A 15,313-nucleotide genomic window follows, 5' to 3' on the forward strand; every position below is an offset into this window, starting at 1 on the left:
CGTACGGCATTCTAGGACGCCTTGCGGCTGCCCTCGCCAGCCGACAATGCTAAGGTTCAGACCTAGCTTTTGTATTTTTTCAAGGAAGCCTTATGCCGGACACTCAGTCCCTCAACGCTGCATTCATGGTGGTTCAGAGCAACAGCCTGGACGAACTGCGCAGCCTTGTGATCAGCATAATGCGGCGTTATCCGCTGGCTCCTCTGGAGAACGAAATTGCGCTCGTGCAGAGCAATGGCATCGCCCAATGGCTCAAGCTCGCATTAGCCGAGGATCCTGAGGAGGATGAACTTGGTGGCTGCGGCATTGCTGCCGCCATCGATGTGCAATTGCCGGGCAGTTTCATGTGGCAACTTTACCGCATGGTTCTGGGACGAGATGAGATTCCGGCCAAGTCCCTGCTCGACAAGGCCCCTTTGACCTGGCGACTGATGCGGTTGCTGCCGCAGGTCGTCAACCGGCCGCATTTCGAACCACTGCAACGATTCCTGACTCATGACACTGACTTGCGCAAGCGCTATCAGTTGTCCGAGCGACTGGCGGATCTGTTCGATCAGTATCAGGTGTACCGTGCCGACTGGCTCGAGGATTGGGCCGAGGGGCGTCATCAGCTACGAAATGTCAGAGGGGAAGTGAAACCACTCCCCAGCACCAGTTGCTGGCAGGCAGAGCTATGGCGTGCATTGCTTGAAGATGTCGGTGAGCAAGGCATGGCTCAAAGTCGGGCAGGCGTGCATCAGCGATTTATCGAATGTATCAACAATCTTGAAAATGCACCGGCAGGTTTGCCGTCACGGGTCATCGTTTTCGGGATTTCCTCACTGCCCGCGCAGGTATTGGAAGCGTTGGCAGGACTGGCCCGCTTCAGCCAGGTCCTGCTCTGCGTCCACAACCCTTGCCGCTATCATTGGGCCGATATCGTTGCCGACAAGGATCTGTTGCGTCATCAATACAAGCGTCAGGCTCGCAAGAACGGCATGCCGGTGGTGCTGGATCCGGAATCTCTGCATCAACACGCCCATCCGCTGCTTGCCGCCTGGGGCAAGCAAGGTCGTGACTACATAAATCTGCTGGACAGTTATGACGATCCAGGCAGCTATCGTGCAGCATTTCGCAACGGCCGCATCGACCTGTTCAGCGAAACTCTCGCGCAAAACATGCTCAACCAATTGCAGGACGACATCCTGGAGCTGCGCCCGCTCAGCGAGACGCGTGAGCTATGGCCCGATGTCGACCTGAAGCAGGATCAGTCGATCCGATTCCACATTGCTCATAGTGCACAGCGCGAAGTGGAGATTCTCCACGATCAGCTTTTGGCTCGCTTCAGTGCCAATCCGCAATTGCGACCCCGTGATGTGATCGTCATGGTACCTGACATCGACAGTTATGCACCGCATGTCCGTGCGGTGTTCGGGCAGTTGGATCGCCATGACCCACGATTCATTCCTTTCACGCTGGCAGACCAGGGGCAACGCGGTCGCGATCCATTACTGATCGCTGTCGAGCATCTGCTCAAACTGCCAGACAGTCGTTTTCCCGTCAGTGAAGTCCTCGATCTGCTCGATGTTCCCGCATTACGCGCGCGGTTCGGTGTGCAAGAGCGAGACTTGCCGACACTGCATCGCTGGATCGAAGGCGCCGGTGTGCGCTGGGGGATGGACGCAGATCAGCGTGCCGGACTGGGGTTGCCCAATGAACTGGAGCAGAACAGCTGGCGTTTCGGCCTGAGGCGGATGCTGCTCGGATATGCGGTTGGTGATTTCGGTGCCTGCGCGGATATTGAACCCTACGATGAAATTGGCGGTCTCGATGCGGCGTTGATCGGTCCTCTGGTCGCACTTCTGGATGCCCTGGAGTACTCGCACCAGCAATTACTGAGACCTGCGAGACCTCAAGAGTGGGGGAGCCGGTTACAGGTACTGATGCAATTGTTTTTCAAACCGAGCAATGAACACGATGACTACTTGTTGACTCAGCTCGAGGAACTGCGCGAGTCATGGCTGGAGACCTGCGAGTCTGTCGGACTGGAGGAAGAGTTACCGCTGACTGTTGTTCGCGAGGCCTGGCTGGCAGGACTGGACCAGGGGCGTTTGTCGCAACGATTCCTGGCCGGTGCGGTGAACTTCTGCACCCTGATGCCGATGCGGGCGATCCCGTTCAAGCTGGTTTGTCTTCTGGGCATGAACGATGGCGACTATCCTCGAGCACAACCTCCCCTGGACTTTGACCTTATGGGGAGCGATTACCGGCCGGGAGATCGTTCCCGCCGTGAGGATGATCGCTATCTGCTGCTCGAAGCGCTGTTGTCTGCTCGCCATCAGCTTTACATCAGCTGGGTCGGACGCAGCATTCGGGACAATAGTGAGCGACCACCCTCGGTGCTGATCGGTCAGTTGCGTGATCATCTCGCCAGCGGCTGGCGAACGACTGATGAAAAAGCACATATTCTGGAAGCCCTGACCCTGGAACATCCACTTCAGCCATTCAGTGCGCGCTACTTTCATGAAGGCAACGAACTGTTCAGTTATGCCAGGGAATGGCAAGTGTTGCACCAGCATCATGAGCCCACTGAGGTAGCGTCCAGGCTTGAACCTCATGTCCAGGAAGAGCCACTGAGCCTCGCGTTGCTGCAGGATTTTCTGCGTAACCCGGTTCGCCACTTTTTTACCCAGCGATTGAAGGTCTACTTCGAAGCGGCAAAGGCCCCTCAGGCGGATGAAGAACCGTTTGTGCTGGACGCGTTGCAGCGATACACCCTGAGCGAAAGCCTGCTCGAAGCAGCCTTGAGGCAACCTGAGAACGTCGATCAGGCGCTTGAGGCTCAAGCAAGACGTCTGCAAAACAGTGGACTGCTGCCTTTGGCGGGATTCGGTGAGTGCCTGCAGCGAGAGTTGATCGAACCACTGCCTGATTTGCTGCAACGCTATCAGCAGCTACTGACGCTTTGGCCGACGCCGCTGACCAGTGCGACCCCGATCAGTCTGCAATGGCAAGGTTTACGCCTGGAGGGATGGCTGGGAGGTCTGCATCAACGAGCCGATGGCGGAGTGTTGTCGGTGACGACGATTCCCAACGGTATCGGTTCGATCAAAAGCCGCAAGTGGCACCGTCTGACCAAACCATGGGTCAGTCATCTGGTCGCTTGTGCGAGCGGGCTTTCATTGACGACTGCGCTGGTTGCCAGTGACGACACCCTTTTGCTTGAACCGATGGAGCAGGATCGCGCCTGGAGATTACTCGAAGATCTGCTGCTCGCCTGGCAGTCCGGGATGCGTCAACCGCTCCCGATCGCGGTAAAAACCGCATTCGCGTGGCTGGGGCAGAGTGATTCGCTGAAGGCAGAATCGGCTGCTCGTAAAGCTTATGAAGGTGATGGTCTGACCAGCGAAGGTGAGCGACGCGAAAGCCCCGCATTGGCCCGTCAGTTCCCGGATTACGATGCACTGCTGGCCGACGAGACATTCTCCGATTGGTGCAACGCTTTATACCGCCCGGTGCTCGAAGCTCCCTGGCAATCCCTGGCCGGTGCGGGAGTTCGTTCATGAGCGCAAAGCAACCTCTCGCCCTGGCGTTTCCGTTGAAGGGCAGTCAACTGATCGAGGCCAGTGCGGGTACAGGCAAGACATTCACCATTTCTGCGTTGTATCTGCGCCTGATCCTCGGTCACGGAGGTGAAGCGAGTGGTTTCGGTCGCGAGCTGCTGCCACCGCAGATTCTTGTAGTGACCTTCACTGATGCGGCAACCAAGGAATTGCGCGAACGTATTCGCACACGCCTGGCCGAGGCCGCACGTTTTTTCCGTGACGAGACGCCACCCCCTGATACGTTGATCGATGAGCTGCGCGCGCAGTTCGATCCTCAGCAATGGTCCGGCTGCGCCAACCGTCTGGACATTGCCGCACAATGGATGGACGAAGCTGCCGTTTCGACGATCCACAGCTGGTGCCAGCGGATGCTGCGCGAACATGCTTTCGACAGCGGCAGTCTGTTTACCCAGACACTGGAGACCGATCACAGCGAGTTGCTGGGCGAGGTGCTTCGCGATTACTGGCGTCTGTTCTGCTACCCGATGCGTGGGGATGCTCTGAATTGGGTTCGCAGCCACTGGGGGGGACCGGCAGCACTGTTGCCTCGCCTGCGAGGACTCTTCGGCACCGAACGTGCAGAGGGCGAGTGCAGGACTCCGGCTGAGCTGATCGAAGCGTGTCTGCAGGAGCGCCGTGCGGCATTGATTGAATTGAAGAAGCCTTGGCATCAATGGGCAGATGAACTGCTTGCCCTTTGTCATCAGGGCGTCGCGAACAAAGTCGTCGACGGGCGCAAGATGCAGGTTCGCTACTTCGAGCCCTGGTTCGAGAAGCTCAAGGCCTGGGCTGAAGATGAGTTCCAGGAGCAACTGGACATCGGAACCGGATTTACCCGACTGACGCCTGATGGCATGGCCGAAGCCTGGAAAGGCGAGCCACCGAACCATCCGGGGCTGGACGCCATGCAGGCACTCAAATCGAGCCTTGATGGACTGCCAACACCTGATACCGCTGTGCTGCAGCACGCCGCCAAATGGGTTGGTGAGCGCTTTGAAGAAGAGAAGCGTCGACGTGCAGAAATGGGCTTTGACGACATGCTGCTGCGTCTCGACGCAGCCTTGCAATCCGAAGGAGGCGAGCGCCTCGCCACTCTTATCCGGGAGCAGTTTCCGGTCGCCTTGATCGACGAGTTCCAGGATACGGATCCGGTGCAGTACCGGATCTTCGAGCGCATTTACCGCATCGAGGACAACGATTCCGATATCGGGCTGTTTTTGATCGGCGATCCCAAGCAGGCGATCTATGCCTTCCGTGGTGCAGACATCTACACCTATCTGCGCGCCCGACATGCCACGGCCGGTCGACTGCATACACTGGGCACGAACTTCCGTTCCAGTCACGGGATGGTGCGTGCAGTGAACCAGGTGTTCGAGCGCGCCGAGTCCCGGGAACAGGGACGGGGTGCGTTTCTTTTCCGAGAGAAAACCGGTGACAACCCGGTACCGTTTCAGCCTGTGGATTCGCAGGGGCGAAAGGAGCAGTTACAGATTTCGGGGCACGACGTCCCGGCACTCAACATCTGGCATTTCTCCACCGAGCAGCCAGTTTCCGGTGCGGTCTATCGCCAACAGTTGTCAGCTGCTTGCGCCAGTGAAATCACGGCCTTGCTCAATGGCGGACGAGGCGGCAGCACTGGCTTCGCCCAGGACGGCAAGGCGTTTCGCGGACTGCAACCGGCAGACATTGCGATCCTGGTGCGCGATGGCAAAGAGGCTCAAGCGATACGCGGCGAACTTGCCGCCAGGGGAGTTCGCAGCGTTTATCTGTCAGACAAGGATTCGGTTTTCGCCGCCCAGGAGGCTCATGATCTTCTGGCCTGGCTCAAGGCCTGTGCCGAACCGGATATCGAGCGCTCGCTGAAAGCTGCCCTGGCCTCTACCACGTTGAATCTGTCATTGGCCGAGCTGGAGCGATTGAATCAGGACGAAATGGTCTGGGAAGCCAGAGTCATGCAGTTCCGGGCCTATCGTGAGCTGTGGCGCAAGCAAGGCGTGCTGCCGATGTTGCGGCGTTTTCTGCATGACTTTCAGCTGCCGCAGACATTGATTGCGCGCACTGACGGTGAGCGGGTGCTGACCAATTTGCTGCACTTGTCGGAGCTGCTGCAACAAGCGGCCTCCGAACTGGATGGCGAACAGGCACTGATCCGGCACCTGGCCGAGCACCTGGCGTTATCCGGTCAGGCCGGTGAAGAGCAGATCCTTCGTCTTGAAAGCGACGAACAGCTGGTTAAGGTCGTGACCATCCACAAGTCCAAAGGACTCGAGTACCCGTTGGTATTTCTGCCCTTCATTTGTTCGGCCAAACCCGTGGACGGCAGTCGCCTGCCGCTGCACTACCACGATGAATCCGGTCAGGCCCGGATCAGTCTCAAGCCTGATGCCGAGCTGATCGCCCTGGCCGACAATGAACGTCTCGCGGAAGACCTGCGTTTGCTCTACGTCGCGCTGACCCGTGCGCAACATGCCTGCTGGCTCGGTGTGGCGGACCTCAAACGTGGTAACAACAGCAGCTCGGTCCTGCATCTTTCGGCGCTTGGTTATCTGCTGGGAGGCGGCGCCTCCCTGGGTGAGTCCAGCGGTCTGATCCGTTGGCTCGATGATCTGAAAGAGCATTGCCCTGCGCTGAACGTTCTTGAAATGCCACTGGCGACAAATGAGCGCTACCAGCCACCTCGCAACGTAGCGACCCCAAGTGCAACGTTGATTCCCAAACGCAAGGCCAGCGAAAACTGGTGGATCGCTTCCTATAGTGCATTGCGCATCAGTGACGTGTTGACCATGGGCAGCGACGAGGCGCCGGACAGCCCGCAAGCGCAGAAACTGTTCGACGACGAACGCCTCGAACCCGATGCCCCCCGTGAGAACATCCCCGGAGGCGTCGATATTCATCGCTTTCCCCGTGGTCCGAATCCGGGAACGTTTCTCCATGGCCTGCTTGAGTGGGCAGGTGATGAAGGGTTCGCGATTTCGAGCGAAGCGCTGGCAGACGCGATCGCCCGGCGTTGCAATCGACGCGGCTGGGAAGGCTGGATCACCACCCTCACCGATTGGCTGCGGCATCTGCTCCAGTCACCGATGCCGGCGGGTGCGGGTCGTCCCCCAATCACGTTGGCGCAATTGAAGCAGTACCGGGTCGAGATGGAGTTCTGGTTCGCCAGCCACAAGGTCGATGTGGTCAAGCTCGACGAACAGGTCTGCAAGTACACCCACAGGGGCGCAGCCCGGGTCGCCGCGGAAGCGGTGCAGATCAACGGAATGTTCAAGGGGTTTATCGACCTGACCTTCGAGCACGATGGCCGTTATTACGTGGCGGACTACAAATCCAACTGGCTGGGCGTCGATGACGCTGCCTACACCGAACAGGCCATGGAGCAGTCGATTCTGGAAAACCGTTATGACCTGCAATACGTGCTGTACCTGCTGGCACTGCATCGCCAGCTCAAGGCGCGTCTCGCCGATTACGACTATGACCGGCATGTCGGGGGGGCGTTGTACCTGTTCCTGCGCGGCACCCGGGCGGACAGCGGTGGTGTCTATTTCGCGCGCCCTCCACGGGAACTGATCGAGCGCCTCGACCGGATGTTCCAGGGCAAACCGGAGCCGAAAACCGAGCCGGTGTGGGAGCAGGGAGAATTGCTATGAGCCGCACCTTCGTGGATTTTCCACCGGTTACGCTGGATGCCGAAAGCCTCGGGCAACTCACACCGCTGACACGGGCCCATGACCTGCTGCTACTACTGAACCTTTGGGTCGAGCGTGGATGGTTGCGGGCTCTGGACAAGGCATTCGTGGCGTTTCTTCATGAGCTGGCGCCTGATGTCGATCCGCTGGTATTGCTGGCCGCCGCGTTGACCAGTCATCAACTCGGTCATGGTCATGTCTGCCTGGATCTGTACGAAACCCTCAAGGCTCCGGACTTCGCCCTGTCCCTGCCACCGGAGGGCGATGTGCAATCCGGCGTATTGCTGCTGCCCTCGCAGTTGCTCGAGGGCCTTGATGGGGCGCATTGGTGCAAGGTTCTGGCTGGCAGTCCACTGGTGGCGCTGGCCGTCGACGAAAGTGAGTCTGCGCGGCAATGCCCTCTGGTGCTGTGCGGTAAACGCCTGTACCTGCGGCGCTACTGGGCCTATGAGCGCCGCATCGACATGGCACTGCGTCAGCGCCTGGCGGAGCGCGAACCGACACCGGATGATCTGTCGCAGCGGCTGGACGGGTTGTTCGGGGCGGCAAGGAAAACCGACGCGATCGACTGGCAGAAACTGGCCTGCGCGCTGGCGACCCGAAGTGCGTTCAGCATTGTCACCGGCGGGCCGGGTACCGGCAAGACGACCACAGTCGTGCGTTTGCTGGCCTTGCTCCAGGCGCCTGCCGTCGAGGCAGGCCAACCTTTGCGCATTCGTCTGGCTGCGCCTACGGGGAAAGCCGCTGCACGGCTGACCGAGTCCATCAGTCAGCAGGTACAGTCATTGAAGGTTGCCGAGGCCGTTCGGGAAAAGATTCCTTCCGATGTGACGACTGTGCATCGCCTGCTCGGCAGTCGTCCCGGCACCCGTCATTTCCGCCACCATGCCGGCAATCGCCTGCCACTGGATGTGCTGGTGGTCGATGAGGCGTCCATGATCGATCTGGAAATGATGGCCAACCTGCTTGATGCGTTACCGTCACATGCCCGCCTGGTGTTGTTGGGCGACAAGGATCAGCTGGCCTCGGTTGAAGCCGGTGCGGTGCTGGGGGATCTGTGCCGCGATGCGGAGGCCGGCTGGTACAGTCCGCAGACACGTCAGTGGCTGGAGTCCGTGAGCGGGGAGTCCTTGCAGGGTGCCGGTCTGCACGAAGACTCGGAGGGTACGCATCCCCTGGCGCAGCAAGTGGTGATGTTGCGTCACTCGCGGCGATTTGGCGAGGGCAGCGGCATCGGCCAGCTTGCACGCCGGGTGAATCAGCAACTGCCGCACGAGGCTCGCCAGTTGCTGGCAGCGCGAAGCCATGACGATGTGTATTCGCTGGCGCTCAAGGGAGAGCATGATCACGCGCTGGAACGCCTTGTTCTGGACGGACATGGCGAGGGTCCACACGGCTATCGGCATTACTTGAGCGTTTTACGCAATCAGCGCCCGCCTGCCGGAGTTCCTATCCAGCATCCCGGTTGGCTCGAATGGGCGCGAGAGGTTTTGCAGGCGTTCGATACGTTCCAGCTGCTCTGCGCGGTACGCAAGGGGCCATGGGGCGTCGAGGGGTTGAACCGGCGCATTACCGACGCGCTGCTCAAGGCGCGTCTGATCGACAGCGACCAGCAGTGGTATGAAGGCCGCCCTGTGCTGATGACCCGTAATGACTATGGCCTGGGGCTGATGAACGGCGATATCGGCATCGCGCTCAAACTGCCTGAACCAGACGGACGGGTTGTCGGTGAACCTGTCCTGCGGGTGGCATTCCCGCGTAATGACGGACGCGGCGGCATCAGGTTTGTGCTGCCGAGCCGGCTCAATGATGTAGAAACCGTGTATGCGATGACGGTGCACAAGTCCCAGGGCTCGGAGTTCGCCCATACCGCACTGATACTTCCGGATGCGTTGAATCCGGTGTTGACCAAGGAGCTGATCTACACCGGTATTACCCGAGCCAGGCAATGGTTTACTTTGATCGAGCCGCGAAGCGGGGTGTTCGAGGAGGCCGTGCAGCGCAAGGTCAAGCGCTTGAGCGGTTTGATGCTTGAACTGGAGGAAGGGGCGAGGGGGCAAGGGTGAAGATGTCGGCGTTTTTCAGCACAACCTGACCATCCGGTCAGAGGGGCTTGTATCGCTGGTGTTTCAACGCTGTGCTATCGTTGCGGCATCATTTCGTAACGATCCAAGAGAATCCCTGCATGAAGCTGGCTGTCTGGGCGACAGAGCGCGTAGTTGGCAGCAAACGAGTATTGCTTGCCGTTCTGCTCTGCTTGCTCACGGGTGTGGCGGTTGCTCAGCCGGAACTGCCGGTGAGCATGGCTGAACAGAGGGCGAAGTCTGTCACTCAAGTGGTGCTGGGCATTCTCAGTTATGCGCGCTGGCCGGTCGAACCTGCACAGTTGCGTCTGTGTATCGTCGGCCCCACCGAATACACCGATGATCTGGTGAAAGGCACGACCCAGGCGACAGGGCGTCCTGTCGCTGTGCGTCGTCTGCTGGCAGACAACCCGACAGTCGCCAATGAGTGCGATGCGGTGTACATCGGCAAGCTTACCGCCGATGAGCGCAATCGGTTGTTCGCGTCGCTGATCGGCCATCCGGTCCTGAGCATCAGCGAGGGCGGCGATCAGTGTACGGTCGGCAGTCTGTTCTGTTTGCGGGTTGGCGACGAGCAGGTGTCTTTCGAGGTCAATCTCGACTCCGTCGCCCGTAGCGGCGTTCGTATCCATCCAAGCGTGCTGCAGTTGTCGCGCCGCAAGCCGGCGGTCCCATGAAGCGAGACCCTTCCACCGGACGTCCGACCCTGGGCTCGGTCATCGGTCGCGGGCATTTGATTGTCGCACTGGTTGCCGTAGCGATGGCCAGTGTGTCCCTGACCCTGCTCGGCTTGCTGGCGCTGCGGGTCTACGCCGATCACAACTTGCACCTCATCGCGCGGTCGATCAATTACACCGTGGAAGCCGCGGTGGTATTCAACGACAAGGCAGCGGCGACGGAAGCGCTGGCGCTGATTGCCTCGACCGAAGAGGTGGCTGACGCGCAGGTGCTGGACAGTCAGGGCCAGGTACTCGCCCGTTGGCAGCGACCGGAGAACGGTCTGTTTTCCGCGCTGGAAATGCAGGTGGCGCGAGCGATTCTGGAAAAACCGATCAGCCTGCCGATCCTGCATCAGGATCGTGAGATCGGACGTATTCTGCTCACCGGCCACGGCGGCAGCCTGATGCGATTTTTGTTGAGCGGTCTGGCGGGCATCATTCTCTGCACCGCGATCAGCGCATGGGTCGCGCTCTTTCTGGCGCGTCGCCAGTTGCTCGGCATTATCGGACCATTGCACAGCCTCGCCAAAGTGGCCCACGCCGCGCGCAGCGAGCGCGCGCTGGATCGGCGCGTTCCTCCGGCGAAAATCGCCGAACTCGACAACCTCGGCAACGACTTCAATGCGCTGCTCGATGAACTGGAGTCGTGGCAGACCCACCTGCAAAACGAGAACGAAACCCTTGCCCACCAGGCCACACACGACAGTCTCACCGGACTGCCCAACCGGGCGTTTTTCGAGGGCCGGTTGATTCGTGCATTGCGCAGCGCCAATAAACTCAACGAGCGCGCAGCGGTGCTGTTTCTCGACAGCGACCGGTTCAAAGAGATCAATGACAATTTTGGCCACGCTGCCGGCGATGCGGTGCTGGTGGCCGTGGCGAACCGGGTGCGCGCGCAGTTGCGTGAAGAGGATCTTGTGGCGCGCCTGGGCGGTGACGAATTCGCCGTGCTATTGACGCCGTTGCACAAGACCGAAGATGCCGAGCGCATCGCCGACAAGATTCTCGCCAGCATGGACACGCCCATTACCGTACCGGGCGATACCAGTGTGGTGACCTCGCTCAGTATCGGCATTGCCGTTTATCCCGATCATGGTGCTACGCCCGGCACCTTGCTCGATGCGGCCGACGCCGCGATGTATCAAGCCAAGCGCCTGTCCCGTGGCGCCCAATTCACCGCCGGGTCGGAGCACCCGGTCGATCCCGTTCAAACCAGGAGCTGATGCCGTGTTCTCACTTTCCGTTCGACTGTTTTCCACTCTGTTGCTGACGGTCATGCTGACCCTCACCGGTTGCCAGACCGCTGCGCAAAAAGGCCTGACACCGGCGCAGATTGCCGTGCTCAAGCAGCAGGGCTTTGAACTGACCGACGATGGCTGGGAGTTCGGCCTGTCGGGCAAAGTGCTGTTTGGCAGCGATGTGGAAAGTCTGAACAAACAAAGCACCGATATCGTCGAGCGTATCGGCAAGGCTCTGCTCGGCGTCGGTATCGAGCGGGTTCGCGTAGATGGTCACACCGACGCCTCGGGCAAGGAAAGCTACAACCAGCAGTTGTCTCTGCGCCGGGCGAAAAGCGTCAGCAAAGTGCTGACGTCGGTTGGCATGAAAGAGGAGAACATCCAGTTGCAGGGCCTCGGCAGCCGCGAACCGGTGGCGTCCAACGATACGGCTGCCGGTCGCACCGAAAACCGCCGGGTCTCGATCGTGGTCAGCGCCGACTAGTCGGCGAACTGCATCTCCCGGGTCTGTCCCATCAATAGCGCCTGATTGCGCTCGGTCACCTCACGGATGTAATCCCACAACAGGGTGATCCGCTTGAGCTTGCGCAGGTCCTCCCGGCAGTACATCCAGAACTGCCGGGTGATATCGATTTCCTCCGGCAGTACCGGTAGCAGGCGCGGGTCCTGGGCCGCGAGGAAGCACGGCAGAATCGCCAGCGAACGTCCCTGCTGCGCCGCCACGAATTGGGCGATCACGCTGGTGCTGCGCAAATGGGCGTTGGCGCCGGGCAACACGTTCGCCAGATACAACAGCTCCGAGCTGAACGCCAGGTCATCCACGTAACTGATGAATTGATGCTTGCCCAGGTCGGTGGGGCGGCGGATCGGTGGGTGCTTGTCCAGGTATTCCTGGGTGGCGTACAGCTGCAAGCGGTAGTCGCAGAGTTTGCAGCACACATACGGCCCGTGTTCCGGGCGTTCAAGGGCAATGACGATGTCCGCTTCGCGCTTGGACAGGCTGATGAAGTGCGGCAGCGGCAGGATGTCTACCGAGATCGCCGGGTAGGCATCGACGAAATGGCTCAGCTGCGGCGTGATGAAGAAACTGCCGAAGCCTTCTGTGCAGCCCATCCGCACGTGGCCGGACAGTGCGACACCGGAGCCGGACACCTGCTCGCAGGCCATGTGCAGCGTGCTTTCGATCGACTCGGCATAACTCAGCAGTCGCTGGCCTTCGGCGGTCAGCACGAAGCCGCTGGTGCGGGATTTCTCGAACAGCAGTGTGCCCAGCGCGGCTTCCAGCGAACTGATTCTGCGCGACACCGTGGTGTAGTCCACCGCCAGGCGTTTGGCCGCGGTGCTGGCCTTGCGGGTACGGGCGACCTCCAGGAAAAACTTGAGGTCGTCCCAGTTCAGCGAACCCAGAGACGTGATGTTTTTTTGCATGATGGACGGGCTTATATGTGCGTTCTTATTAGAAGTTTGCACATCTATACTCCAAAAACAGTCCGACAACCAATTCGTGACACACGCCTCATCTCAAGGCGAACCTTCGCCTTGGCTCCCAAGATAAAAACAATTTCCGGAGACCAGCATGAACGCATCGCTTACGCCCAACGAAACCACGGTCCAGAAGGTCAAGCTGCTGATCGACGGCGAGTGGGTCGAGTCGCAGACCACCGAGTGGCATGACATCGTCAACCCGGCGACCCAGCAGGTGCTGGCCAAGGTCCCGTTCGCCACCGCCGCTGAAGTCGACGCTGCCGTCAGTGCCGCCCAGCGCGCCTTCCAGACCTGGAAACTGACCCCGATCGGCGCGCGCATGCGCATCATGCTCAAATTGCAGGCCTTGATCCGCGAACACTCCAAACGCATCGCCGTGGTGCTGAGTGCCGAGCAGGGCAAAACCATCGCCGACGCCGAGGGCGATATTTTCCGTGGCCTGGAAGTGGTCGAGCATGCGTGCTCCATCGGCAGCCTGCAGATGGGTGAATTTGCCGAGAACGTCGCTGGCGGCGTTGACACCTACACCCTGCGCCAGCCGATCGGCGTTTGTGCCGGCATCACGCCGTTCAATTTCCCGGCGATGATTCCGCTGTGGATGTTCCCGATGGCCATCGCCTGCGGCAACACCTTCGTGCTCAAACCGTCCGAACAGGATCCGCTGTCGACCATGCTGCTGGTGGAGCTGGCGATTGAAGCCGGCATTCCGGCCGGTGTTCTGAACGTCGTACACGGTGGCAAGGACGTGGTCGATGGCTTGTGCACCCACAAGGACATCAAGGCGGTTTCGTTCGTCGGTTCGACCGCCGTCGGCACCCACGTTTATGACCTGGCCGGTAAACATGGCAAGCGCGTGCAATCGATGATGGGCGCGAAAAACCACGCCGTGGTGCTGCCGGACGCCAATCGTGAGCAAGCGCTCAATGCCCTGGTCGGTGCCGGTTTCGGCGCGGCGGGCCAGCGTTGCATGGCTACTTCGGTGGTGGTGCTGGTAGGCGCGGCCAGGCAGTGGCTGCCGGACCTGAAAGCGCTGGCGCAGAAGCTCAAGGTCAACGCCGGCAATGAGCCGGGCACCGATGTCGGCCCGGTCATTTCGAAGAAGGCCAAGGCACGGATTCTCGACCTGATCGAAAGCGGCATCAAGGAAGGCGCCAAACTTGAACTGGACGGTCGCGACATCCGCGTACCGGGCTACGAGAACGGCAACTTCGTCGGCCCGACCCTGTTCTCCGGGGTGACCACCGACATGCAGATCTACACCCAGGAAATCTTCGGCCCGGTGCTGGTGGTGCTGGAAGTCGACACCCTCGATCAAGCCATCGCGCTGGTCAACGCCAACCCGTTCGGCAACGGCACCGGCCTGTTCACCCAGAGCGGTGCGGCAGCACGTAAATTTCAGAGCGAAATCGACGTCGGCCAGGTCGGCATCAACATCCCGATTCCGGTGCCGGTACCGTTCTTCAGCTTCACCGGTTCGCGCGGTTCGAAACTCGGCGACCTCGGTCCCTACGGCAAGCAAGTGGTGCAGTTCTACACCCAGACCAAAACGGTCACGGCGCGCTGGTTCGATGACGACAGCGTCAACGACGGCGTGAACACCACCATCAACCTGCGCTGAGGAATGGCCATGAAAATCGCATTTATCGGTCTGGGCAACATGGGCGCGCCGATGGCGCGCAACCTGATCAAGGCCGGGCATTCACTGAACCTGGTAGACCTGAACAAAACCGTGCTGGCGGAACTCGAGCAACTGGGCGGCACCATTCGCGCCTCGGCTCGCGAAGCGGCAAAGGATGCAGAGCTGGTCATCACCATGCTGCCGGCGGCGGTGCATGTGCGCAGCGTCTGGCTCGGTGAGGACGGTGTGCTGGCCGGAATCGGCAAAGGTGTGCCGGCAGTGGATTGCAGCACCATCGATCCGCAGACCGCTCGCGACGTGGCAGCGGCGGCGGCCAGACAAGGCGTGGCCATGGCCGATGCGCCCGTGTCCGGCGGTACCGGCGGCGCCACGGCCGGGACGCTGACCTTCATGGTCGGCGCTACACCGGAACTGTTTGCCACCCTGCAACCGGTGCTGGCGCAGATGGGCCGCAACATCGTGCACTGCGGTGAAGTCGGCACCGGGCAGATCGCCAAGATCTGCAACAACCTGTTGCTGGCGATCTCGATGGTCGGCGTCAGTGAGGCCATGGCTTTGGGCGATGCGCTGGGGATCGACACCGGCGTGCTTGCCGGGATCATCAACAGCTCGACCGGGCGTTGCTGGAGTTCTGAAATGTACAACCCTTGGCCGGGCATCGTCGAAACGGCGCCGGCCTCGCGCGGCTACACCGGTGGTTTCGGTGCCGAACTGATGCTCAAGGATCTGGGGCTGGCAACCGAAGCGGCGCGTCAGGCCCATCAGCCGGTAGTGCTGGGCGCCGTGGCGCAGCAGTTGTATCAGGCGATGAGCCAGCGCGGGGAAGGTGGCAAGGACTTCTCGGCGATCATCAACAGCTATCGCAAGCCGCAGTAATC

At 60.3% G+C, this 15,313-nt stretch carries 9 protein-coding genes; 8 read left to right on the forward strand and 1 reads right to left on the reverse strand.

The genetic code is table 11. From position 1 onward, the window contains the following. The first annotated feature begins 92 nt into the window (after positions 1 to 92). The 6 genes from recC to ACK6BI_RS24295 all read left to right on the forward strand — a co-directional run bounded on the left by recC (position 93) and on the right by ACK6BI_RS24295 (position 11,795). A complete protein-coding gene (recC, locus tag ACK6BI_RS24270) occupies positions 93 to 3,545 on the forward strand; it encodes an exodeoxyribonuclease V subunit gamma (protein WP_409319063.1) in 3,453 nt (1,150 codons plus the stop codon). Then, complete coding sequence (gene recB, locus ACK6BI_RS24275; protein ID WP_409319064.1) at positions 3,542 to 7,231, forward strand: exodeoxyribonuclease V subunit beta; 3,690 nt, start codon at positions 3,542 to 3,544, stop codon at positions 7,229 to 7,231. The genes recC and recB overlap by 4 nt, the downstream gene beginning before the upstream one ends. Then, a complete protein-coding gene (recD, locus tag ACK6BI_RS24280; protein WP_409319065.1) occupies positions 7,228 to 9,336 on the forward strand; it encodes an exodeoxyribonuclease V subunit alpha in 2,109 nt (702 codons plus the stop codon). The genes recB and recD overlap by 4 nt, the downstream gene beginning before the upstream one ends. A gap of 119 nt (positions 9,337 to 9,455) precedes the next feature. Beyond that, positions 9,456 to 10,031 (forward strand): YfiR family protein, encoded by a 576-nt coding sequence (locus ACK6BI_RS24285; protein ID WP_409319066.1) that lies wholly within the window; start codon positions 9,456 to 9,458, stop codon positions 10,029 to 10,031. Then, positions 10,028 to 11,296, forward strand: a complete 1,269-nt coding sequence (locus ACK6BI_RS24290; protein ID WP_409319067.1) for a diguanylate cyclase domain-containing protein — start codon at positions 10,028 to 10,030, stop codon at positions 11,294 to 11,296. The genes ACK6BI_RS24285 and ACK6BI_RS24290 overlap by 4 nt, the downstream gene beginning before the upstream one ends. A gap of 52 nt (positions 11,297 to 11,348) precedes the next feature. Next, a complete protein-coding gene (locus ACK6BI_RS24295; RefSeq protein WP_409319102.1) occupies positions 11,349 to 11,795 on the forward strand; it encodes an OmpA family protein in 447 nt (148 codons plus the stop codon). Here ACK6BI_RS24295 and ACK6BI_RS24300 read toward each other — a convergent pair. Next, the gene (locus ACK6BI_RS24300) at positions 11,792 to 12,739 is read right to left on the reverse strand and encodes a LysR family transcriptional regulator (protein ID WP_409319068.1); all 948 of its coding nucleotides are present in this window, start codon (positions 12,737 to 12,739) and stop codon (positions 11,792 to 11,794) included. The genes ACK6BI_RS24295 and ACK6BI_RS24300 overlap by 4 nt on opposite strands. 148 nt (positions 12,740 to 12,887) lie before the next feature. On the opposite strand from ACK6BI_RS24300, the gene ACK6BI_RS24305 reads away from it, so the two are divergent. Then, complete coding sequence (locus ACK6BI_RS24305; RefSeq protein WP_065261042.1) at positions 12,888 to 14,414, forward strand: CoA-acylating methylmalonate-semialdehyde dehydrogenase; 1,527 nt, start codon at positions 12,888 to 12,890, stop codon at positions 14,412 to 14,414. A 9-nt stretch (positions 14,415 to 14,423) separates the two neighbouring features. Then, complete coding sequence (mmsB, locus tag ACK6BI_RS24310; RefSeq protein ID WP_409319069.1) at positions 14,424 to 15,311, forward strand: 3-hydroxyisobutyrate dehydrogenase; 888 nt, start codon at positions 14,424 to 14,426, stop codon at positions 15,309 to 15,311. Positions 15,312 to 15,313: the final 2 nt, after the last annotated feature.

Origin of the sequence: Pseudomonas sp. KCJK9016 (assembly GCF_046231795.1) — a bacterium.
GTDB lineage: Bacteria > Pseudomonadota > Gammaproteobacteria > Pseudomonadales > Pseudomonadaceae > Aquipseudomonas > Aquipseudomonas bananamidigenes.